Raw genomic sequence first — 21,755 nt, forward strand, 5'->3', positions numbered from 1 at the left:
CGTATGCGCGTAGGGCAGCTACCGTAGGGCGTCGAGTTCAAGAGCGAGTCATGAAGATCTCACGCAAGGGCAATGAACCGTTCCGGGGTCGGTGGTCGCATCAGTCGAGACGATCACGCTGGTATGGCTCGCGCGCCAGCTCGAACAGTGCGGGTTCGCCGGGCTGTACGTCTCGGAGCACATCCATATGCCGGTGAGTAGGCCGCCGCCGTCACCGAACGGCTGACGCTTGGTGCCGGCGTCATCCTGATCGCCCAGCACGACCCGATCGACCTGGCCAGGCAGATCGCCACCCTCGACCCCCTCTCGGCGGCCGCTTCACCTCGCCCCACCCGCCCCGGACCGCGCGCGGACCGCCGCGCCGGTCGCGCGGGCCGTGCCGGAATAGCGGCGGCCAGGCGGGCGGTCGGCCGGGCGGGCGGTGTCCGAGGAGGGCAGTGGTGGTGCCCCGTGACCACCCCGGGGGTCCCTTGGCCGGTCGGGCGTGACGCGGTATCAATGGCAGGGACCGATGGCTGGAGGCACTGGGCACGACGGGCCGTCCGCTCGACCGGCCGGTGCGCGAGGACATGGAGGCCAGGTTCGGTACGGACTTCTCCGATGTCCGGCTGCACACGGACGCCACCGCCCAGCGCTCCGCCGCCGAGATCGGCGCCCGCGCGTACACGTCCGGCAGCCACATCGTCCTGGGCGGCGCGACGACCGACGCGCACACCCTCGCCCACGAACTGACCCATGTGGTCCAGCAGCGCTCGGGCCCGGTGGCGGGCACGGACAACGGGACCGGGCTGAAGGTCTCGGACCCCTCCGACCGCTTCGAGCGGGCGGCGGAGGCCGACGCGCACCGCGTCATGGCCGCACCGCACGCGCACGACGACGCCGAGGCCGGGGTGCAGCGCAGCACCGCGACCGCCGCACACGACCACGCCGTGCAGCGGGCCCCGGGGCCACCGGCGGGCCCGCACCGGTCCTCGGTGCGGTCAAGTCCGGTCAGGACGAGGAAGGGCTCTGCGGCAACTTCTCCCGGAGGCGGGACTGGGCGATCGCCAACCCGCAGCAAGGGGTGATCATCCAGCATGTGACCAGGCAGTTCGCGGTGGAGCGTCACACCGGCCAGGGCTGGGCCCCGATCGACGGCCCCGGACTGGACGCCTATGTGTCGGCCTCCGGCGGGACGGCCAACGGGAGCGAGCTCCAGTACTGGGAGCTGTGGGTGGTCAACGCGGACGGCACGATCAGCGACCAGGGTGACGACACCTTCGGCATGACCTCGCTGATCCAGAACGCGGGACAGATCCACAACACCACCCGGGGAGCCTTCACGATCGGCGGTGAGGCGTACTTCTTCGCCACGAACCAGGCTCCGGCGGCCATGGGGTTCCAGCGCGGCGGGGCCGTCTCGGCGGGAGGCCTGTACAGCCGCACCACCGATCCGCAGTCGGACCTGACCGCCCTCGGCCTGACCCCGGCGGCCGGGCCGGTCCGGTACACCGCCCGGTCCACCTGGGACAGCTCGGACCTGCGGACGCCCGCGGCGGCGGCCAAGCCGAGGAACACCGTGTACACCCCGAAGGCGGCGTGGTCCAAGGTGCAGGAGAGCACGACCTGACCCGGGGGACACGGGGGACGGCCCCGCCTCAGCCCTCCAGGAACACCGGATTGGTCAGCGCCGCCAACGCTCCGGGCAGCCCCGCTACCGTCGCCGGATGCCGGACCTCGGCCCGCCCGTAGGCGGCGTTCGCGGGCGTCGTACGCCACTGGGCCGTCCCCGTACCCGACTTCGGGAGCGTCGAGGTGAACAGCGTGCCCTGGTCGGTGACGAAGTGCGCGGTGCAGTCCGGGACGCCGCTGACCTCCAGCCGTACGGTGACCGGGGTGTCGTCCCCCGGGGCCCGCAGCCGCTCACCGATCCCGGCGTGGTGCCCGCGCCCGTCCGAGACGCCGAAGGAGAGGCTGACGGCGGACGACTCCGCGATGTAGGAGCGCCCGGCCCGGATGCCCGCCACGATCGCCTCGCGGGACAGCTCCTCCGCCAGGACGACGGTCTGCGGGAGCCCGATCCGGTCCGGCTCCCGGTGTGCGTCGCTGTTGCCCATCGCCGGAACCCATGGCGTGGACGAACGGGCCGCCGCCACCAGGGAGTTGTCCCACTCGGCCAGGGCGATCTCGTCCTCCGGGGTGTAGGCCCCGTTCCAGACCTCCACCGCGTCCGCCTCGCCGAGGCCGAACTTCCAGTGGCAGCCGATGCAGGTGGCGTGCGGATGGGCGGGCACGACCAGACCACCGGCCCGGCGGACGGCCTTCGCGTAGCGGCCGAAGCGGTTGTCCCTGGCCCGGTAGCGCCAGTCGATGAACGTGCCGGGTTCGGTGGCCGGCGCGAGCACATGGCCGTTGCGGGTGGTGACCTCCTCTCCCGTCAGGACGAGCAGATCGTCACCCCACAGCCCGCCCCAGGCGCCGTGCGCGGACGTGGTGTTGTGGTCGCTGCTGTTGATGAAGTCGAGCCCGGCGGCGCGGGCCCCGGCGGCGATCCGGTCCGGGGTCCGCCCACCGTCCGAGTGCACGGAGTGCAGGTGGCAGTCCCCCCGGTACCAGGCCCGCCCACGCCCCTTCGCGCGCTGCGGCGGATACCCGGGGCGCGGCGTGGGCGCCGTGGGCCCGGAACGCAGGGTGACCGTCACCTCGTACGGCAGCCCCTCGGGGGCGACGGTGTACGGGCCGAGGGCGATGTGCCAGGTCCCGGCCCGCACGGGCCCCGCGAGATAGCCGGGGGTCGCCTCGTCGCCCCGGATGAAGAAGCTGGAGCGCGCCCCGCCGGACCACCCCCGGAACCCGGGCCCGCCCAGCTCCGTACCGCGCTCGTCGAAGACGCCGATGTCCAGGGCGTTGCCCTGCGTCCCGGCCGGGACGGGCGTCTTCTCGTACGTGTAGGAGACGGCGATCTCCGCGACCCCGCGCGGGACGTCGACCGGCAGGTACACGTAGTCGGGGGCCCCGGGCGGCAGGACGCCGCGCACGGTGCTGGACCGGGTGCCGCCCTCGTCGGCGGCGGCGAAGCTCACGGTCCCCAACGTCAGGGCGGTGGCGGCCGTCCCGACGAGAAGGCCACGCCTGGCGATCGGGCGGTCCGTGGGATGTGGTGCGGTCATCGGTACCGGAGTCGGTTCGGGCATGGGCGCTCCCCGGGAGGTGGTGGACGAGACGAGGTCTGCGTACCGGTACACCGTGCTGGAGAGCGGTGAATGGCTGATGAACGCGGTGAGTTCGGGGAGGGGGCGGACCGGGGTCGGTCCGGACCGGTCCACCGCGCCCGGCCTCACCACCCGCTCGGTACGGTGGCTGTCCACCGCGCCGGTACCCGCAGGCCTCGCGGGGATGAAGGAGAAGAGTGATGAGCAGCCGGCTCGCCGTACCCGTCCGCCTGGTGCCGCTCCTGGACCAGTTCGACTTCGGCTGCGAACGCCTGCTCGGCCGCATCGGCGGCCCCGTGGTGGACAGCGGCAACGGGGTGGAAGTGGCGGCCGCCCCGATGACCGACGCGGAGTACCTCTGGGAGCCGTTCCCCGACTGCTGGTCGGTCCGCCGCCGGGCGGACGGGCCGGGGGCGCGCGCCACCCAGCTGGTCGGGGCGGGCGACTGGGGCCGGGACTCGGCGGACCAGCCGCACCCCGTGCCGCCGCCCTTCACCACGATCGCCTGGCGGCTGACCCACCTCGCGGAGATGCTGGCCGTCCGCGCCGACCACACCAACGGCACCCGCATCCTCACCAAGGGCGACTACCGGGCTCGCCCCGACGCCGCCGGGGCGATCGCGGGCTTCTCGGCCGCCGCAGGGGCCTGGCGCGAGGCCCTGCTCGCCGCCGACGACGCCACGCTCGACCGGGTCGGCCACTGCACGTACCCGCACGGCAGCGACCCGGAGGAGCCGTTCGTCGACGTCATCTGGTGGGTGAACCAGGAAGTTCTGCACCACGGGGCCGAGATCGCCCTGCTCCGCGACCTCTACCGGTACCGGCCGCAGCGCACCGGGTAGGGGCAGGCGTTCTCCGTGTGTGCCGAAGGCTCGGTTTCGCGGACCGGACGGCATACCTTTGGGCCGTCACTCGACGACGACGGAGGTGTCCTCGCATGCGGATCGGCACAACGATCTTCCTCACCGACGAGACGATCACACCGGTACGGCTCGCGCGCCAGCTCGAACAGCGCGGTTTCGCCGGGCTGTACCTCCCGGAGCACACCCACATCCCGGTGAGCAGGAAGACCCCGTACCCGCAGGGCGGCGAGCTGCCGCCCGAGTACGGCCGCACCCTGGACGCCTTCGTGGCGCTCGGGCAGGCCGCCGCCGTCACCGAACGGCTGACGCTCGGCACCGGCATCACCCTGATCGCCCAGCACGACCCGATCGACCTGGCCAAGCAGATCGCCACCCTCGACCATCTCTCCGGCGGCCGCTTCACCCTGGGGCTCGGCTTCGGCTGGAACGTCGAGGAGGCGGCCGATCACGGAGTGGACTGGCGCACCCGCCGCGACCTCGGCCGTGACCGCATGGCCCTGATGCGCGCGCTCTGGTCTGCGGAACCGACTGCGTACGAGGGCGAGTTCGGCTCCGTCCAGGCCAGCTACGCGTACCCGAAGCCGTTCCAGCAGCCCCGGGGCCCGGTGGTCGGACCACGCACCCTGCTCGGCGGTGCGGCCGGACCGAAGCTGTTCGCGAGCATCGCGGAGTACGCGGACGGCTGGATGCCGATCGGTGGCGGGGGCCTCACGGAGTCGATGCCCCGGCTCCGTACCGCCTGGGAGTCGGCGGGCCGCGACCCGAAGGACCTGCGGGTGGTCCCGTACGCGGTCCTGCCCGACGCGGGCAAGCTGGCGCACTACGCGGACCTGGGCATCGAGGAGGTCGTGCTCCAACTTCCCCCGGCGGGCGAGGCGGAAGTGCTGCGGACGCTGGACGCGTACGCCGATTTCCTCTAGGGACGGCTACTTGGTCGTGTGCGTGGGGAAGACCTGCACGCCGACGTAGGAGCCCTTGACCTTGCCCGCGCCCTCGGGCCACTTCAGGTCGATGGTGTGGGTCTCGTTCGGGGGCGTCACCAGGATGTCGGTGGGGTTGGTGAGGCTGTCGTCGCTGTTGTCGATGTCGTAGGCGATGTCGAAGACAGCGGCGTCGCCGGGCTTCAGGATGGTGATGCGCGGCTCGGCGTGGCCGCGCTCGACGGGGCTCGACGTGTGGTCGACGTCCTTGATGTCGACGCCCGGGAAGCCCGTCGCGGAGCAGGTGGCCGGGCCCCGGTTGATCATGGTGACGTTGATCCTGCCGGAGGTCTCGTCGGGCGCGGCGTTCACGGCATCGATGCCCAGGTCCTCGGTCTTGCAGAACGGGGTCTTGCCGCCGGTCCCCGACGCGTCGCTCGCGGCGTCGGAGTGGGTCTCGACGCTCCCGCCGGAGTCCGGCTTCGCGTTGCTTTCCTGCGAGCCGCCCCTCGACTCCGAGCTGTCGCCGGAGGAGTCCGAGGAGGAGCCCTTGGCAACCGAGGTCTTTCCGGAGCCGTCATTGCCACAGGCGGTGAGCGAGAGGGTGGCGGCGAGCCCGACGGCGGCGATAGCTGCGATGCGGGTGTACTTCACGGTGTTCCCCCAGAAGCGAGGCGGTGCGTGGGGCCGTAAATATCCGTATCGCGCACCGAGTTGCAGACGGTCTGCGACGGCGTCTTCGTTCTGTCACAGCCCGTCCGGACCCGCCGGTCGTCGTGCTGCCGTCCGTGACAGCGCACGTGCTGCGGCTGCGGGGAGGCCGCCCCTGCCGGGGGAGGCGGGTCAGGAGCTGCTGCCTTCCGGTGCCAGCCTCTGGAGCAGCTTCTTGTCGGGTTTCCCCGCATCCGTGAGGGGCAGCGCGTCCACGAAGTCGATGCGGGCCGGTTCGTACATGGGGCCGCGCTGTGCGCGCACCATGGCCCGTAGCTCCCCGGTCTGCACCGCGGTGCCCGGCGCGGGAACCACGGTGGCGTGCACCCGCTCCATGCGGTCGGCGTCCCGAACGCCGTAGACGGCGCTCTGCAGTACTGCCGGGTGGGAGTTGAGGAGGTCTTCCAGTTCGGTGGTGTAGACGTGTCCGCCGACCACCACGATCATGTCCTTGAGCCGGTCGACGACGGTGAGGTAGCCCTTCTCGTCGAGGCGGCCGAGGTCACCGGTGTGCAGCCACCCCTCCCGCAGGACCTCGGCCGTCAGCTCGGGCTGCTTCCAGTAGCCGCGCATGACGCCCGGGGAACGGACGCAGATCTCGCCCAGCTCCCCGGGCGGCAGGTCCCGGCCATCCGCGTCGCGTACGGCGACGTCCACTCCCGGCAGCACGCGGCCTGCCGTACGCATCCGCTCCGGGCGCGCGAGGTCGTGGTCCTGCGCGGGCAGAACGCTGATCCCGCCGGTCTCGTTCTGGGCGTAGACCTGCACCAACACCGGTCCCAGACGCCGGACGGCGTCCGCGAGCCGGGCAGGGGAGGATTGGCAGCCGCTGTAGATCACCGTCGTCAGGCTGCTGAGGTCGCGGTGGTGGACATCGGGGTGGTCCAGGAGCCGGTAGAGCAGCGGCGGCAGCAGGAACAGGCAGGTGATGCGTTCGCGTTCGATGGCGGCGAGCACCTCGCCCGCGTCGAAGTCGTCCTGCAGCACTACGCTCCCGCCCGCACGGAGAACGCCGTCGGCCATCATGCCCCCGGCATGGGCAAGGGTCGTGCACACGAGCTGCCGCGGCGCCCCGCCCCCGCCCCGCTGCCTAGGGGTCATCACCTGGCTGATCCGTCCGGCCGAGTCGAAGGCGGAGACGATGCCCTTGGGGCGCCCCGTCGTGCCCCCGGTGTGCCGGATGACGCAGATGTCGTCCAGCCGGCACCGTGCGGTAAACGGTTCCCCGCTCTGCTCGGCGGCCAGCGCCAGCAGGTTCCGCCCAGGCCCGTGGCCGGGATCTCCCAGCACGAGCACGTGCTCCACCGGCACGGTCTCGGTGATCTGTGCGGCACGGCCGATGAGCCGCGGGTCCACGACCAGCACCTGGGTCTCGACGTCCCGCACGATCGCCGCCTGCAGGTCGGCCGAGATCCTGCTGTAGAGGTGGTTGACCTTGCACCCTGCGAGGTTGGCCGCGTACCGGGCCGCGAGCGTCTCCGGCAGATTCCCGCTCAGCAGGGTCACGGTCGCGCCTCGCTCGATGCCCAGGGCCGCCAGGGCGTGGGCCATGCGGTGCACCAACGCACGGAACTGCCCGGCCGACAGCCGCCGCTCGCCGCACCTGACGAGCTCCCGGCCCGGAACGGACCGCATCGTCTCCAGGATGTCTTCAACGAGAGTGCGCGGCCGTGCGGGCCCCGGGACCACCGCCGCGGCCGGGGAGGCAGCGGCGGAGGCCTTGGGGGACACGGCGGCAGGGCATGCCTCGGACGGGAAGGCTTCTCCGGACACGGGACCCCCTTCAGCGGCAGACATGGTCACCCCACGCGACGACACCGGCGACGCGGCGCGGGAAAGGGGCAGGCTCATTTGTCCTCACCCCTGACTTTCCACTCCCAGTCGCACACCTCTTCGGCCGCCACGAACAGCGTGTGCTCCGGGCACGCGAATCGGTGCGGAATCTCGTTGGTGCAGATGTAGAAGACCGCCGGGTCCTCGGCGTCGGGGAAGATCACAGGACGCGCCTTAGGGTTGGTCACGGGAGGACAGACGGGCACCGCCGTCCCGGCGACACCACGGGGCGGAGTATCCGCGGCAAGAGCGGCCGAGGGCGTCAGCGCGGCGGCGAGAACAAGACCGAGCAGGAAAGTTCGTTTCATATCGAAAGCAACCCGCCAACCACGCTCCGGTCACGTAGGTCCACCCGTGAGAGTGAAAGAGGCTCTGTCGTCGAATGTCACGCCCCGGATGTCCCCCTCCCCATCGGGGAGACACTGCTGCCCAGGGGCCTCTCGTTCCCTCTACTCTCCTTGCTGCTCTTGCTGTTCTTGTTCCGCGCGCATCAGCAGGTGTCCCCGGCGGAACCGCTCGGCTTCGGGGGGCTCGCGCAGCATCCGGCCGATCTCGACGAACCCGGCCTCGCGCGCCAGCCCGGCGAGTTCGTCGACGGGCCACCGGTAGGCCGTCGTCACCTTGTGGTCGAACGCCTCCACCGGCCCGTCCCCGGCCTCGAAGAAGGCAAACAGGAGGACCCCGCCCGGGGGCAGTACCCGGCGGAACTCGTCGAAGCAGGGGGGAGTTCCTTCGGCGGGGTATGGATGACCGAATACCAGGACACGATGCCGCCCAGCTCGCCGTCAGCCAGGTCCAGCGCGTCCATCGAGCCGACCTCGAACCGCAGTTCCGGGTACGCCTCGCGGGCGAGTCCGACCATCACCGGCGACAGGTCGATCCCGAACGCGTCCAGTCCCAGGCCCCGCAGGTGCGGCGAGAGTGCGTGCATGGCGTCGCGCGGCAGACGGCAGTTTGAAAGACAGGCCCTAGGGCGTTCCCAACCGTCCCGCCGCCGGAAGCGGAAGAACAAGCGGAAGGGGAAACGGAGGAAGTGGCAGGCGGATGGAATGCGGCATTCCGCATGCCTGGTGGCCCTTGTGGGGACTTGCCCGAAGTTACGGTACGCGCCGTCAGTTCGCGGCTACGCGTTGTGCGGTGTGACCAAAATAAGTACCCCTTGTGGAGAGATTCCACCTGCTTCGATTGAACTGATTACGAGATGGTCACTATGGTTGGCCCTCGAACCTTCGCACGGTTGGTCACCCATCCGGGGTGCCAGCGAAGGAACCGCCGATTCCGTGACGTGTGCGGAGCCGGGGCTTCGCGTCCCCCCATGGCCCGGTAGGCGGCTCCAGGAAGAAGGAGCTCGCCTTCGTGGCGTCCCACCGTCGTCCCAAGAACCCGAGCCGTGCCCGTGTGACCGTGCTCACCGCGACCGCCGCTGCGGCCGTGGCCCTGACCTCCCAGGCCGCTCACGCCGACCCGAAGCCGACCAAGAGCGAGGTCAAGGCGGAGGTCGACAAGCTCTACCACGAGGCCGAGGTCGCCAACGAGCACTACAACGCGGCCAAGGAGAAGCAGGAGAAGCTGGAGAAGCAGGTCGGCGCGCTGCAGGACAAGGTGGCCCGCGGTCAGCAGGAGCTCAACACGCTTCGGACCGGACTGGGTTCGCTCGCCGCCGCGCAGTACCGCTCGGGCGGCATCGACCCCTCGGTGCAGCTCTTCCTCGCCTCCGACCCGGACAGCTTCCTCGACCAGGCTTCCGCGCTGGACCAGTTGACGGCCAAGCAGTCCGAGGCGCTGACGAAGATCCAGGGCAAGCAGCGGACCCTCGCGCAGGAGCGCAAGGAAGCCCAGGACAAGCTGAGCGACCTGGCCGACGTCCGCAAGACACTCGGTTCGAAGAAGAAGCAGCAGCAGGGCAAGCTCGCCCAGGCCCAGAAGGTGCTCAACACCCTCACCGCCGCCGAGCGCGCGAAGATGCGCGAGGACGACGCCCGCGCCAGCAGCGCCGCCAGTGACAAGGTGCGCGCCAGCCGAGGCTCCGGTGACCGCGTCGAACTCGGCAACGAGGCACCCGCGTCCAACGTCGGCGGCGCCGCCCTCCAGGCCGCCGCGACGCGGATCGGCATGCCGTACCAGGCACGCGCCACCGGTCCCGGTGCCTTCGACTGCTCGGGGCTGACCCAGTGGGCCTACCACCAGGCCGGTGTCGAGATCACCCGCACCACGTTCACCCAGATCAACCAGGGCACGCGCATCTCGACGAGCCAGCTGAAGCCGGGTGACCTGGTCTTCTTCAACGGCAATTCGCACGTGGGGCTCTACGCGGGCGGCGGCAGCGTGCTCCACGCCCCGTACCCGGGCGCCTTCGTCCGCTACGAGTCGATGGGCACCATCGGTTCCATCGTGGGCGCGGTGCGCATCTGATCACGCGTTGACGGGCCTGCTTCCGTGCCCGGTGAGTACTTCTCCTGCCCGTCGGTGACTACAGGTCACCGGCGGGCAGGGCGCGTTCACGGCAGCGGCCCGGCGCGGGACAGTCGCGGTGGTGGCTTGGCGCGCCGATATGAGGTCGCCCGCCAGGGCAAGGCCGCCCTCGCGGCAAGGTGGACGACGCCCCGAGCGGCTGACCCCACCCACGGATCCGGGGAACCGGGGCCTGGGGCACCTGGATCCGGGCGGGGCGCGAAATCGGCCGCGCCGAAGGGCGGGCGCTGTTAGCTTGCGGTCGTGGACGACTTCTCACGCTCCTGGACAGCACTGCTCGCAGCGGTGGCCGGACTGGACGACGCGGACTTCGCGCGGCCGTCCGGCTGCACCGGATGGCTCGTGCGGGATCTGGTGTGTCACCTGGTCATCGACGCCCAGGACATCCTGATCACCCTCGCCACCCCCGCCGCCACCGAACCCACCCGGGACGCGGTGACGTACTGGGAGGTCGCGGACGCGCCGCCGACCGGTGAGGACCCGCTCGACGCGCTGACCGTCCGGCTGGCCGCCGCGTACGAGGAGCCGTGGCTGCTCAAGTTCCACCTCGACGACGTCGACTCCGCGACGGGCCGTGCCGCTGGCCTCGCCGCCCCCGGGCCTCAGGGTGAGCACCCGCGACGAGGTGTTCACCCTGGCCGACTACCTGTCGGTGTACGTCCTGGAGAGCACGCTGCACCACCTCGACCTGATCGCCCACCTGCCGGAGGCCCCGGCGCCGCCCCCCGAGGGCCTGGCCCGGTCGCGCGAGCTGCTGATCGCGATCGCGGGTACGCCGTTCCCGGCATCGTTCTCCGACAGGGACGCACTGCTCATCGGCACCGGACGGCGTTCCCCGACGGAGTCGGAGCGGGCGGAACTGGGTAGCCTGGCCGCGAAGTTGCCACTGATCCTCGGCTGAGTAACGAGTAACGAGTAACGAGTAACGAGTAACGAGTGGCCGAGCGGCCGGGTTTCGCGACCTGCCCGACCGGTCCGGTGTCAGCTCCGGGTCACCCGGTCGACCAGTTCGGTCCAGCCCGCCTCCACCCGCTCCAGCGGCATCCCGCGCTGCTCGGTCAGATGGTGGATCAGGGAGGGATCGAGGTAGGCCAGGAGCGCCTGGGCCTGGAGCTCGTAGTCCGCATCCGGGGTGACCTCCTCCAGCAGCGCGGTGACGTGCGCGAGGAACGCCTGGCGGATGGGGTGGGCGAGACGGCGGGCCGGGTCCGACTGGGAGGCGAGGATCAGCTCCAGCTGCTCGGCCGACCAGCGGATCACCGCCACGCCGAACGCCCGCAACCGCTCGATACCCGGCGCGCCCGGACCCAGCGGCGGCGGGCCGCTCAGCCAGCCGGCCCGGAGCTGCTGGGCGGAACGGTCCAGGAGGGCGAGGAGCAGGCCGGCCCGGTCACCGAAGCGCCGGAAGACGGTTCCCTTGCCCACGGACGCCGCCGCGGCCACCGCCTCCATCGTGACGCCGGCCGCACCGCGCTCCGCCACCAGGCGTCCGGCGGCCTCCAGCAGTCGCGCACGGTTACGGACCGCGTCGGCGCGCAGGCACGGCTCGACCGTCGTGGGGTCGGCGCCGGGCCGTCGTGCCCTGCTCGGGGCCGGGTCTTCTGCGGGTTCTTCTGCGGGTCTTTCCGGGTGTCCTTCCGACGGCGGACAAGGGGGCGGGGTGCTGGCCATGTACTCAGCGTAAGGCACTCCCGGCGAAATGGACCGCGGTCCGGTTCGTCTGGTACACAGTAAACGGACCCGGGTCCGCATGGTCGCAACGGTGCACCGCCCGCCCGAGCTCCGCAGAGTCCGTGACGCCCCATCCCCCTTGGAGCCCCCATGTCTGTCCGCATACTGGCGCTCGTCGGCAGCCTCCGCGCCGCTTCCCACAACCGCCAGCTCGCCGAAGCAGCCGTACGGCTCGCCCCCGAAGGCGTCGAGGTCGAGCTGTTCGAGAGCCTGGCCGATGTCCCCTTCTACAACGAGGACATCGACATCGAGGGCAGCCTCCCGGCCGCCGCCGGCGCACTGCGCGAGGCGGCGCTCAGCGCCGACGCCCTGCTGCTCTTCTCGCCCGAGTACAACGGCACGATCCCGGCCGTCCTGAAGAACGCCATCGACTGGCTGTCCCGCCCCTACGGCGCCAGTGCCATCAGCGGCAAGCCGGTCGCCGTCGCCGGCACCTCCCTGGGCCGGTTCGGTGGCGTGTGGGCCCACGACGAGGTCCGCAAGTCCGTGGGCATCGCCGGTGGCACCGTGATCGAGAACGCCGAGCTCTCCATCCCCGGTTCGCTGACCCGCTTCGCCACGACCCACCCCGCCGACGACGCCGAGGTCGCGGCACAGCTCACCGAGATCGTCGCCCGCCTGCACCAGGCCTCGAAGGAGAGCGCCGCCGTCTGACGGGTCCGCCCGCCGAGGGAGGCGCCCCGGGCGAACGGGCCGGGAGGCGGGATCGTGCCCACGCCCGGACGCGATGATGGGGGCCTGCCCGCCCCGGTCCCGGGGCGGCACCGAGCGGAGGACGACGCGCGTGTACGACGTCAGCGGCTTCAAGGACATCTCCCCGACCACGCTCGCCGACCTCCTGGGGCGCGGGCAGGTCATGGACGCGGGTATCCGTCCGCTGTGGCCGTCGCGGCGGCGGGTCGCCGGTCCGGCGTTCACCGTGCGGTGTCCCGCGGGCGACAATCTCATGCTGCACGCCGCCATCCACCGCGCCGAGCCCGGTTCCGTCATCGTCGTCGAGGCGGGGGACGTGGACTACGCGCTGGCCGGCGGGAACGTGTGCGCGGTGGCGCGGCGCAGGGGGATCGCGGCGTTCGTGACGGACGGGGTGATCAGGGACCTCGCGGAGGTCCGGGAGATGGGCTTCCCCGTCTTCGCCCGGGGCGTCATCCCCATTCCCGGTACCAAGAAGGCCGTGACGCCCCTCAACGAACCCGTGCGGTGCGGCGGGGTGACCGTGCACGCGGGGGACATCGTCGTCGCGGACGAGGAGGGCGTCGTCGTCACGCCCGGGGCCCGGCAGGAGCAGGTGCTGCTCGACGCGCGGGCGAAGGCGGCCGGGGAGGCGGCGGAGAGCCTCGACGCGTGGGAGGCCGCCCACCGCGCCCGGATCGACGAGATCCTCGCCGCCAACGGCTACGAGGGCTGACGGACCGCCGCCCCGGCCACGCCCCGGCCCGCGTAGGCGCCGACGTTCGGCGGGTCCGTGACGGCGTTGCCGTACAGGTCCCGCCGCACGCCGGGTACCGGGGTACCGGCGCCGATCGCGGGCGAGCCCCGGCGCAGCCGCAGTCCGTCGGGGAGTGGGCCGGTTTGCGGTCGGTCAGCAGGGGGTCCGCGGTGGAGCCGCCGGGGTTCGCGGGAGCGCCGGTGACGTTCACCAGGGTGTTGTGGGAGAGCGAGACGCCGGTTACGTCCCTGAGGGCGAACGTCGCGGTGCCCGTACCCTCCTTGACCACGATGTTGTTGGTCAGCGTCAGGCCGTGGCGGCTGTCCGTGGAGAGCGTCCCCGTCGCCGTACAGACCAGGAAGAAGCCGCCCGCGTTGTCATGGCTGACGTTGTACTGGAAGACGGTGCCGAACGTGCCTTCGTCGACGTCGTACGCCATTCCGTCGCGGGTCGTCTCGCCGCCGGACACCTCGTTGTACTGGAAGAGCGTGTTGTCGGCGTTCCAGGGCCACATGCCCGCGTTGTAGCCGGCCGAGCGGCGCTGGAATCCGTCGAGGCGGTTGTGCTCGACGAGCGCGCCGTCGGTGGCCGTCATGACGATGCCGTCGCCCGCGAGGTCCTTGAGCGTGTTGTTTCGGACGACGACCCGGGTGGACGGCAGGTAGGCGGGCCCGGCCGGGTCGTAATCGCCGTGCACCGGGCGGTTGTTCCAGGTCGAGCCGGAGTAGATGCCCTCGCGGTCCACGCCGGTGACGGTGTTCCCGGAGACCTCGACGTCGTCGAACCTGGTGGGTGTGGCCGAGCCCGTGACGGAGAACAGGATGCCCGCGGAGCCGGTGGTGCCCTTGGTGTCGTCGCCCCGGATGTCGTGGATGTCCAGACCGGTCAGCCGGTAGTGGGTCCCGGTGCCGTAGTCCTCCAGCTGGACGCGTACGACGCGCTTGTTGCCGCCCGGGTTGCCCGAGTTGGTGATCGAGAGGTCGCTCGCCTCGACCCACTGGGTGTTCTTCAGCAGCAGCGTCTCGGGGTTGCCGCCGCCGTCGATCACGGGCTTGGCGCCGGTTCCGTAGGCGCCGATCACCATCGGCCTGCCCGGTGCGCCCGAACCGTCGGGTGCCAGGGTGCCGGTGCAGCGGGTGGAGCGCCTGAGCCGGATCTCGCTGCCGGTCCTGAGCTCCAGCCGGTTGACCCGGTCCAGGCTCTGCCAGGGTGCGGTGACGGAACCGGTCTGCCGGCTCCCGGTGGCGGAGCAGTCGACGTACTGGACCGTACTGCTGCTCGCGTGCGGGGCGGCGGCCGACGCCGGGGCGGAGACGGCCGGGAGCGACAGGGCGGCCGTGGCCGCGATCACGGCGGTCACGGAAGCCGCGGCCGGCCTCGTGCGCGGCAGCGGCCTCGTGCGCGGTAGCGGGGGATGCATGGGCTTCCGTTCTCTCGGTACTCGGCGCGGGTGCTTTCGCACAGCACTAGGCGGCGAGGAGCGGGAGGTCCGGAAGTGTGCCGTCGGAGGTTTCTGTTTGTTTCTGTCGGGTCGTCGCGGTCAGGGTGGGGCGAAGTGCGCTATATCTGCGCGTTGTTCGTGGGGGAGTGGGCGGGCTTGCGCCCAGGGATCCGATGAATCCCGGTGGTCTACAGCGCCCGCAGGGCCCTCGGCCGGGGCGGGTCCGGCACCCTGTCCAGGAGCGCCGGAAGGTCCGTCAGCGCGTCGATGCGGAAGTCCGCGGCGGCGACGACATCGGGATGGTCCGCCCACCAGTACCCGCACGGCCCCCGCCGGAGGTGCGCGGCGAGCAGCCCGCACGACTTGGCCGGGAACAGATCGCCGGCCGGGTGGTCGCCCACGTAAAGCGTCGCCCCCGGCTCAGCGCCCGACACCTCCAGCACCCGGGCGAAGAACTCCGGGTCCGGTTTGGCCAAGCCCCACTCGTCCGAGGTGACGACGAGGTCCGCGGGCAGGTCCAGCGCCCGCAGGAGCTCCCCCGCCAGCACCGTCCCGTTGCCCGCGATCACCACTCGTACGCCCAGCGCGCGCAGTTCCGCCAGCACGGGCCGTACGTCCGGGTACAGGTCCGGCTCCGCCAGGTGCTCGCCGCGACCGGCGGCGGTCCGGGCGAGCGAGGCCTCGTTGATGTCTATGTCGGGGCGCAGGAGGCTCAGCGCGTCCGCGCTGTCCCGCCCCTGGACGACCGCGGCACCGACCAGCGCGCTCAGCGTGTGCGGCGGGACGCCGAGCCAGTTGGCCCAGGAGGCCCAGTAGCGGTCGTCGCGGATGAGTGTCTCACCGATGTCGAAGACGATCGTTTCCATCACCGTGCCGACCCTACGGGGCGCGGACCGCTGCGCGTCCGAGGCGCCAGGGGCGAGGGGCTGTCCGGCGGAGATGGCATGCTCAGGGGCGCCCGGGGCGGGCGCTCCCCGCGGCGGACGGGATGCCGGGGGCGGGTGTGGCCTGCGGGAGATCCAGCCGGTCACCGGCCGGCTACCCGCTCGTATGCTCGTTTCATGACCGATCCTCAGAGCGGACGCCCCACCACCAATTCCATGCGCCGTGCCCTCAGGCGGGCCCGCGACGGTGTCGCCCTCGACGTGGCAGAGGCCGCCGTCCTCCTCCAGGCGCGCGGCGAGGATCTGACGGATCTCGCCGCCTCGGCCGCCCGGGTCCGGGACGCCGGACTGGAGGCCGCGGGCCGGCCGGGTGTCATCACGTACTCCCGGAAGGTCTTCATCCCGCTCACCCGGCTCTGCCGCGACAAGTGCCACTACTGCACCTTCGTCACCGTGCCCGGCAAGCTCCGGCGCGAGGGCCACGGCATGTTCCTCTCGCCCGACGAGGTCCTCGACATCGCCCGCAGGGGCGCGGAGCTGGGCTGCAAGGAAGCGCTGTTCACGCTGGGCGACCGGCCGGAGGACCGCTGGCCGGAGGCGCGGGAGTGGCTGGAGGCCGAGGGGTACGACGACACCCTCGCGTACGTACGCGCCATGGCGATCCGGGTCCTTGAGGAGACCGGACTGCTGCCCCACCTCAACCCGGGCGTCATGACCTGGACGGACCTCCAGCGGCTCAAGCCCGTCGCCCCGTCCATGGGCATGATGCTGGAGACCACCGCGACCCGCCTGTGGTCGGAGCCGGGCGGCCCGCACCACGGCTCACCGGACAAGGAACCGACCGTACGGCTGCGCGTGCTGGAGGACGCGGGCCGCTCCAACGTCCCGTTCACCACCGGCATCCTGATCGGCATCGGGGAGTCGTACGAGGAGCGCGCCGACTCCCTCTTCGAGCTGCGCAAGACCGCCCGCGCCTACCACGGCATCCAGGAGGTCATCATCCAGAACTTCCGCGCCAAGCCCGACACCGCGATGCGCGGCATGCCGGACGCGGAGCTGGAGGAGCTGGCCGCCGCCGTCGCCGTCGCCCGCCACATCCTCGGCCCGTCGGCCCGCATCCAGGCCCCGCCGAACCTGGTGGACGCCGAGTACGCGCTGCTCATCGGCGCCGGGATCGACGACTGGGGCGGCGTCTCGCCGCTCACGCCCGACCACGTGAACCCCGAGCGCCCCTGGCCGCACATCGACGAGCTGGCGACGAAGACCGCGCAGAGCGGCTTCACCCTGCGTGAACGGCTCACCATCTACCCGGAGTTCATCCAGCGCGGCGAACCCTGGCTGGACCCGCGCCTGCTCCCGCACGTCCGTGCGCTGGCGGACCCGGAGACCGGGCTCGCGAAGGAGGGGGCGATCCCCGCCGGGCTGCCCTGGCAGGAGCCCGACGAGGGCTTCAACGCCTCCGGCCGTACCGATCTGCACCACACCATCGACACCGAGGGCCGCACCGCCGACCGCCGCGACGACTTCGACGAGGTGTACGGGGACTGGGAGGCGCTCCGCGAGGCCGCCGCCCCCGGCATGGTGCCGTCCCGCATCGACGGCGACGTCCGAGGGGCGCTGAGCCAGGCCGCCGACGACCCGACGAAGCTCACCGACGAGCAGGCGCTCGCCCTGCTGCACGCGGACGGGCCCGCGCTGGACGAGCTGTGCCGGATCGCGGACGCCCTGCGCCGGGACGTGGTCGGTGACGACGTCACGTACATCGTCACGCGCAACATCAACTTCACCAACGTCTGCTACACCGGCTGCCGCTTCTGCGCCTTCGCGCAGCGGCGTACCGACGCCGACGCGTACACCCTCTCCCTGGACCAGGTCGCGGACCGTGCCGCGCAGGCCTGGGACGTCGGAGCCGTCGAGGTCTGCATGCAGGGCGGCATCCACCCGGACCTGCCCGGCACCGCGTACTTCGACATCGCCAAGGCCGTGAAGGAACGCGTGCCCGGCATGCACGTGCACGCCTTCTCGCCCATGGAGGTCGTCAACGGGGCCACCCGTACCGGCATGTCCATCCGTGAGTGGCTGATCGCCGCGAAGGAGTCCGGTCTCGACTCGATCCCCGGCACGGCGGCCGAGATCCTGGACGACGAGGTCCGCTGGGTCCTCACCAAGGGCAAGCTGCCCACGGCGACCTGGCTGGAGGTCATCAGGACCGCCCATGAGGTGGGCCTGCGCTCGTCCTCGACCATGATGTACGGCCATGTCGACCAGCCCCGTCACTGGCTCGGCCACCTGAGGACCCTCGCCAACCTCCAGCAGGAGACCGGCGGCCTCACCGAGTTCGTGACGCTGCCGTTCATCCACACCAACGCGCCCGTCTACCTGGCCGGCATCGCCCGCCCCGGTCCGACCGACCGCGACAACCGCGCGGTGACGGCCATGGCCCGGCTCCTCCTCCACCCGCACATCACCAACATCCAGACCAGCTGGGTGAAGCTGGGCACGGAGGGCGCCGCCGAGATGCTCCGCTCGGGCGCGAACGACCTGGGCGGCACGCTGATGGAGGAGACGATCTCCCGGATGGCCGGGTCGAGTTACGGCTCGTACAAGTCCGTCCAGGACCTGATCGCGGTGGCCGAGGCCGCCGGACGGCCGGCGAAGCCGCGTACGACGCTGTACGGCGAAGTGCCCGAGGAGCGGGTGGCGGCGGCCGAGGCGTCGGACGGCCACCTGCCGCAGCTGCTGCCGGTGCTGCCCGCTTAGGGGCGGGGGCGGCCGCTGAGCCGCCGGCCCGTAACCCGGGCCGGCGGCTCAGCGGATCTACTCGCTGATCAGGCGCGCTTCGAGCGGCGGCGGGACGCCACCACCAGCCCGGCGCCCGCGGCGAGCACCACCGCGGTGCCGGCGATCAGCGGGAGGGTGCCGCTGCTGCCGGTCGTGGCCAGGTCGCCCCCGGCGGGGGCCGTGCTGCTCTGCGACGGGGTCGGCGTGCCCGCTTCCGCAGGCTGCGAGGCGGAGCCGGAGGGCGAGCCGGACGGGGAGGCGGAGCCCGCCGGGGTGTCGCTCGGGGAGGGCGTCGAGGAACCGGACGGGGTGCTGACGACCGGCGGGGTGGTGCCCGGGGTCTCACTCGGCGACGGGGTCTCCCCGGTCTCGGGCAGGCAGCCGCTGAACGGGAAGTGATGCGTCTCCGCACCGCCCGAGCCGTGCAGGGAGGCCACCCATACCGAGCCGTTGACCGGCGCGGCGGTGCCCAGTTCGAGGTGGGCACGAGGCGCCAGCACGCTGCCGGGCCAGGCCGCCTGGCTGTTCTTGGTGATGGTGCGGGCGTCGGGGAAGTTCCACAGCAGGCGGGCGCGGACCTTGCCGTCGGAGGCGCTCTGGAGCTTGTCGTCCAGCACGAAGTCCTGCCCGCCGGACAGGAAGAACCCGGTGGTGCCGGCCGTGGCCATGTCGTAGCTGTCGCCACTGACGTTGACGAGCGAGGTCGCACCGGCCGGGACCTTCAGGAACACCTCCTTGGCCTGCTCCAGCTGACCGGCGGTCACCCGGAAGACGTTGCGGGTGGTGTTGTCGCCCGTCAGGGTGAGCCGGCTGCCGTCCGCCTTCACCTGGGTGCCGTCGGTCGCCGCCTCCCCGGCCAGCGCGGCGGAGTAGCCGCGGAGCTTGGTGAACTCGGCGTCGAAGTCGATCAGCCCGGCCTCCTCGCGGAAGGACCCGGAGTGCAGTTCGACGGCACGGTCGCCGACCTTGCCGCCGACGACCGCGTTGCCCTTCATCACGGCGGTGACCGAGCCGCCGTTGAGGAGGTCGCCGCGCACGACGAGCGACGCCTGTCCGGGCAGCGCGGCGACCTCCGCCGCCGTCAGCTCGTTGGCGACGCTGAACCCGCCGCGGAAGTCGGCGTCGCCGCCCACGGCCACCGCGCCCTCCGCGTCGGGGGAGTGGACGTCGTCACCGAGGACGAACTCGCCGTACTTCCCGGCTACTCCGAACGCGTCGGTGGCGCATTCCGAAGGGCCGGCAGGCGTGGCCTGGGCAGCCGGGACGGATATGAGGCCCAGGGCGAGGCTCCCGCCGAGCACGGTGGCCGCGGTGACTGCGGATATGCGCATGGTGCGTGGTTCTCCTGCGGGTCGATGCGAAGAGTGAATGCGAAGGCCTGGTGAAGGCGTCGCACATGATCTCCGCATCCTCGCGCATTGGTCAAGACCAATGCGCGAGGGGGGTCCCGCGGGGAACCGGCCGGGTCAGTCCAGCCGGCGCGGGACGCCGAGGAGTCCGGCCTCGATGTCGGTCGGCTGGAGCTTGACGAGCTTGCGGTGCTGCGTCGTGCACCACAGCACCATGTCGTCGCCGAGCGAGGGCAGCGCCTCCGCCTGCACCTTCGGCAGCCGCAGGATCCGGCCGAGGACCGCGGCCTCCTCCGGGGAGACCCGCTGGATCCCGACCAGCCCCGCGTTCTCGATCAGCTTCGGCGCCGTCGGGCCCAGGAACGGCATCAGCGTCAGCACGGACTGCCACGGCCCCGTCGCCAGCCGGCTGCGCGGCGGGCGCATTCCGCAGTCCCGTACGACCAGCACGGGGCTGGTGACCGAAGCGCCCTGCGGGCCCACCTGCTTGACGTCGTGCACGGTCATGCACTGCTGACCGCCGCCCGCCGCCTGCGCGAGCCCCGTCCACGCCTGCGGCCTGGCCGTCTCGACGGCGACGCGCGCACCGGTACCGGCCGTGCGCAGCGCCAGCACCTGCGCCGTCCACACACTGCCGATGACCACGACATCGAGCTGGGTGGGGCGGAACAGGCCGAGCACCGCGGGCTGCCCCTTGGCGTCGACACCGGCCACGACCCCGTCGTCACCGAGCGGCAGCCTCAGCGCGGCGAGCTGTTCCACGGGCAGTACGTGCCGGTCGCGGCGCGGGCCGAGCAGCCCGAACCCGGGCCTGCTCCGCCCGGCCGCCCGAGGGGCGGCGGGAGCCGGACCGCTGGTCCCGGCGGGCGTCGTACGGTGGGTGCTCAACGGGTACCTCCGAGGGGCAGGCTGGCCAGCACACCGGGCAGCTGTTCGCGGTCCAGGCGGACGAGGCTGACCTTCACCCCGCGCGCCGCGCGCTCCAGCTGCCGCCGCACCGAGACCAGTTCGTTGCTGCCGCGCGCGGTGAGACGGACGTGTCCGCTGACGGCCGGTGTGCCGCCGGTCCCGCGCGACACCGCCAGGCTGAACGTGCTGGCCAGCGCCGGCATCGAGGTGAGCAGCGCCACCAGCTGCGCGGTGGGCGCGGCCCCCGCGCCCAGGTGCGGCCAGCGGCCGACCCAGTACGTCGTGTGCCAGCGGTCGTCGCAGCGCCAGGCGCGGGTGGACTCCGTGGTCCGCCGCAGCGGGGCGTCCGCCCGTACCGCCAGGGCGCTGGCCTGCGGGCTGACCCCGGCCGAGGTCGCCAGGGCGGACGTCACCTGCGCCTCGGTCATGACCGAGGCGTCGAACCCCGCCCCCGCCAGCCGGCTCGCCAGCTGGTCCGTGGCCCGCAGCAGCGCGCGCTGCGCCCCGCCGACCCCGCCACCGCGGGCCCGCACCGCCTCCGGGCACAGCTCGGGGGCGAGCTTCAGCGCGATCCAGGTCAGCCGGATCGCGGGGGTGCCGGCCTGGGCCTGGAGCGGCGCGTACGAGCGGGCCGCCGCGGCCTGTTCCGGCAGGTGCGGTCCGGGCGCGGGCTGGGTGTGCTGGACGACCTGGACGGACTCCAGCCGGATGTCGTCCACCTCAAGGGCGTCGTGCAGCAGGCCGAGCTCCAGCGGCCGGGCGTCCCGGGCCGTCCGCAGCGGTTCGTCGCGCGGCTGCACGAGCAGCAGAGCCGTCAGGAACGTCCCGTCACCCACCATCCCGATGGAGCGCTCACGCTGCCGGTCGGTGTAGGTGTACGTCCGCAGCGCCGCGTCGCACTCGATGACCGGCGCCAGCCCGGGATCGATCCCGTCCGCGGACCACGGCTGCCGGGCGGCCCGTAGCCGCCCGCGCAGCGCCACGACCGCGTTGAGCCACTCCACCACCGGCCGTCCCCGCCGCCGCAGGACCGCCAGCAGCACCAGTACCGCCGCGACCAGCCCCATCGGCACCAGCATGACCCTGTTCGTCACCCACGCGATCAGCATCAGCGCGCCGGCGACCTCTATCAACACCACCTGGTGCAGCCGAACCCCGCCGATGCGTCCTGGCTTCGGGTGCACACTCATCACTGCGGTCGTCGCGCTGCTCATCCCCCGGTATGTCCCTCCGTGTCACGG

The 21,755-nt window shown here is 72.1% G+C and carries 17 protein-coding genes and 4 pseudogenes; 10 read left to right on the forward strand and 11 right to left on the reverse strand.

Going from position 1 to position 21,755, the window contains the following annotated elements:
• Positions 1–91: 91 nt before the first annotated feature.
• The 3 genes and pseudogenes from RLT59_RS22290 to RLT59_RS22300 all read left to right on the forward strand — a co-directional run.
• Positions 92–323 (forward strand): annotated as a pseudogene (locus RLT59_RS22290) (LLM class flavin-dependent oxidoreductase); the annotation flags it as partial.
• 246 nt (positions 324–569) lie between these two features.
• Complete coding sequence (locus tag RLT59_RS39405) at positions 570–1,067, forward strand: eCIS core domain-containing protein (RefSeq protein ID WP_399125879.1); 498 nt, start codon at positions 570–572, stop codon at positions 1,065–1,067.
• An 11-nt stretch (positions 1,068–1,078) separates the two neighbouring features.
• Positions 1,079–1,609 (forward strand): hypothetical protein, encoded by a 531-nt coding sequence (locus tag RLT59_RS22300; RefSeq protein ID WP_311305030.1) that lies wholly within the window; start codon positions 1,079–1,081, stop codon positions 1,607–1,609.
• Positions 1,610–1,637: 28 nt separating this feature from the next.
• On the opposite strand, the gene RLT59_RS22305 is transcribed toward RLT59_RS22300, so the two are convergent.
• On the reverse strand, positions 1,638–3,149 hold the full coding sequence (locus RLT59_RS22305; protein ID WP_311307815.1) for a CehA/McbA family metallohydrolase: 1,512 nt from the start codon (positions 3,147–3,149) through the stop codon (positions 1,638–1,640).
• Positions 3,150–3,391: 242 nt separating this feature from the next.
• Between RLT59_RS22305 and RLT59_RS22310 the strand changes: the two genes are divergently transcribed.
• Positions 3,392–4,033, forward strand: coding sequence for a DinB family protein (locus RLT59_RS22310; RefSeq protein ID WP_311305031.1), 642 nt, complete (start codon positions 3,392–3,394; stop codon positions 4,031–4,033).
• A 95-nt stretch (positions 4,034–4,128) separates the two neighbouring features.
• Positions 4,129–4,974: an LLM class F420-dependent oxidoreductase gene (locus RLT59_RS22315; protein ID WP_311305032.1), complete on the forward strand. Its 846-nt coding sequence runs from the start codon at positions 4,129–4,131 to the stop codon at positions 4,972–4,974.
• Positions 4,975–4,980: 6 nt separating this feature from the next.
• On the opposite strand, the gene RLT59_RS22320 is transcribed toward RLT59_RS22315, so the two are convergent.
• The 4 genes and pseudogenes from RLT59_RS22320 to RLT59_RS22335 all read right to left on the reverse strand — a co-directional run.
• Positions 4,981–5,628: a DUF4232 domain-containing protein gene (locus RLT59_RS22320; RefSeq protein WP_311305033.1), complete on the reverse strand. Its 648-nt coding sequence runs from the start codon at positions 5,626–5,628 to the stop codon at positions 4,981–4,983.
• 189 nt (positions 5,629–5,817) lie between these two features.
• The gene (locus RLT59_RS22325; RefSeq protein WP_311307816.1) at positions 5,818–7,320 is read right to left on the reverse strand and encodes an AMP-binding protein; all 1,503 of its coding nucleotides are present in this window, start codon (positions 7,318–7,320) and stop codon (positions 5,818–5,820) included.
• Between the two features lie 212 nt (positions 7,321–7,532).
• Positions 7,533–7,682, reverse strand: coding sequence for a chitin binding peritrophin-A domain-containing protein (locus RLT59_RS22330; protein ID WP_311305034.1), 150 nt, complete (start codon positions 7,680–7,682; stop codon positions 7,533–7,535).
• 285 nt (positions 7,683–7,967) lie between these two features.
• Positions 7,968–8,440: pseudogene (locus tag RLT59_RS22335) on the reverse strand (class I SAM-dependent methyltransferase); the annotation flags it as partial.
• Positions 8,441–8,874: 434 nt separating this feature from the next.
• Here RLT59_RS22335 and RLT59_RS22340 point away from each other — a divergent pair.
• Positions 8,875–9,930: a C40 family peptidase gene (locus RLT59_RS22340; RefSeq protein ID WP_311305035.1), complete on the forward strand. Its 1,056-nt coding sequence runs from the start codon at positions 8,875–8,877 to the stop codon at positions 9,928–9,930.
• 303 nt (positions 9,931–10,233) lie between these two features.
• Positions 10,234–10,891, forward strand: a pseudogene (locus RLT59_RS22345) (maleylpyruvate isomerase N-terminal domain-containing protein).
• 80 nt (positions 10,892–10,971) lie between these two features.
• On the opposite strand, the gene RLT59_RS22350 reads toward RLT59_RS22345, so the two are convergent.
• Complete coding sequence (locus RLT59_RS22350; RefSeq protein WP_399125883.1) at positions 10,972–11,661, reverse strand: TetR/AcrR family transcriptional regulator; 690 nt, start codon at positions 11,659–11,661, stop codon at positions 10,972–10,974.
• Between the two features lie 150 nt (positions 11,662–11,811).
• Between RLT59_RS22350 and RLT59_RS22355 the strand changes: the two genes are divergently transcribed.
• Together RLT59_RS22355 and RLT59_RS22360 are read left to right on the forward strand one after the other, a co-directional pair.
• The gene (locus RLT59_RS22355) at positions 11,812–12,375 is read left to right on the forward strand and encodes an NAD(P)H-dependent oxidoreductase (protein WP_311305037.1); all 564 of its coding nucleotides are present in this window, start codon (positions 11,812–11,814) and stop codon (positions 12,373–12,375) included.
• Positions 12,376–12,505: 130 nt separating this feature from the next.
• Positions 12,506–13,129, forward strand: a complete 624-nt coding sequence (locus RLT59_RS22360; RefSeq protein WP_311305038.1) for an RraA family protein — start codon at positions 12,506–12,508, stop codon at positions 13,127–13,129.
• A gap of 298 nt (positions 13,130–13,427) precedes the next feature.
• Here RLT59_RS22360 and RLT59_RS22365 read toward each other — a convergent pair.
• Both RLT59_RS22365 and RLT59_RS22370 read right to left on the reverse strand, forming a co-directional pair.
• Positions 13,428–14,570, reverse strand: a pseudogene (locus RLT59_RS22365) (right-handed parallel beta-helix repeat-containing protein); the annotation flags it as partial.
• A gap of 209 nt (positions 14,571–14,779) precedes the next feature.
• Positions 14,780–15,457 (reverse strand): HAD family hydrolase, encoded by a 678-nt coding sequence (locus RLT59_RS22370; RefSeq protein WP_311307817.1) that lies wholly within the window; start codon positions 15,455–15,457, stop codon positions 14,780–14,782.
• 195 nt (positions 15,458–15,652) lie between these two features.
• Between RLT59_RS22370 and RLT59_RS22375 the strand changes: the two genes are divergently transcribed.
• A complete protein-coding gene (locus RLT59_RS22375) occupies positions 15,653–18,235 on the forward strand; it encodes a bifunctional FO biosynthesis protein CofGH (protein WP_311305039.1) in 2,583 nt (860 codons plus the stop codon).
• 68 nt (positions 18,236–18,303) lie between these two features.
• Here the strand turns inward: RLT59_RS22375 and RLT59_RS22380 are convergent, their stop codons facing one another.
• From RLT59_RS22380 to eccE, 3 genes are all read right to left on the reverse strand, one after another.
• Positions 18,304–19,587 carry a choice-of-anchor A family protein gene (locus tag RLT59_RS22380; RefSeq protein ID WP_311305040.1) on the reverse strand — a complete coding sequence of 428 codons (1,284 nt, stop codon included), beginning with the start codon at positions 19,585–19,587 and terminating at the stop codon, positions 18,304–18,306.
• 135 nt (positions 19,588–19,722) lie between these two features.
• Entirely contained in the window at positions 19,723–20,493 is a 771-nt protein-coding gene (locus tag RLT59_RS22385) for a hypothetical protein (protein WP_311305041.1), read from the reverse strand.
• Positions 20,490–21,728 (reverse strand): type VII secretion protein EccE, encoded by a 1,239-nt coding sequence (gene eccE, locus RLT59_RS22390; RefSeq protein ID WP_311305042.1) that lies wholly within the window; start codon positions 21,726–21,728, stop codon positions 20,490–20,492. Before eccE ends, RLT59_RS22385 begins: the two co-directional genes overlap by 4 nt.
• Positions 21,729–21,755: the final 27 nt, after the last annotated feature.

The sequence above is a fragment of the Streptomyces sp. ITFR-6 genome (assembly GCF_031844725.1).
Lineage (GTDB): Bacteria > Actinomycetota > Actinomycetes > Streptomycetales > Streptomycetaceae > Streptomyces.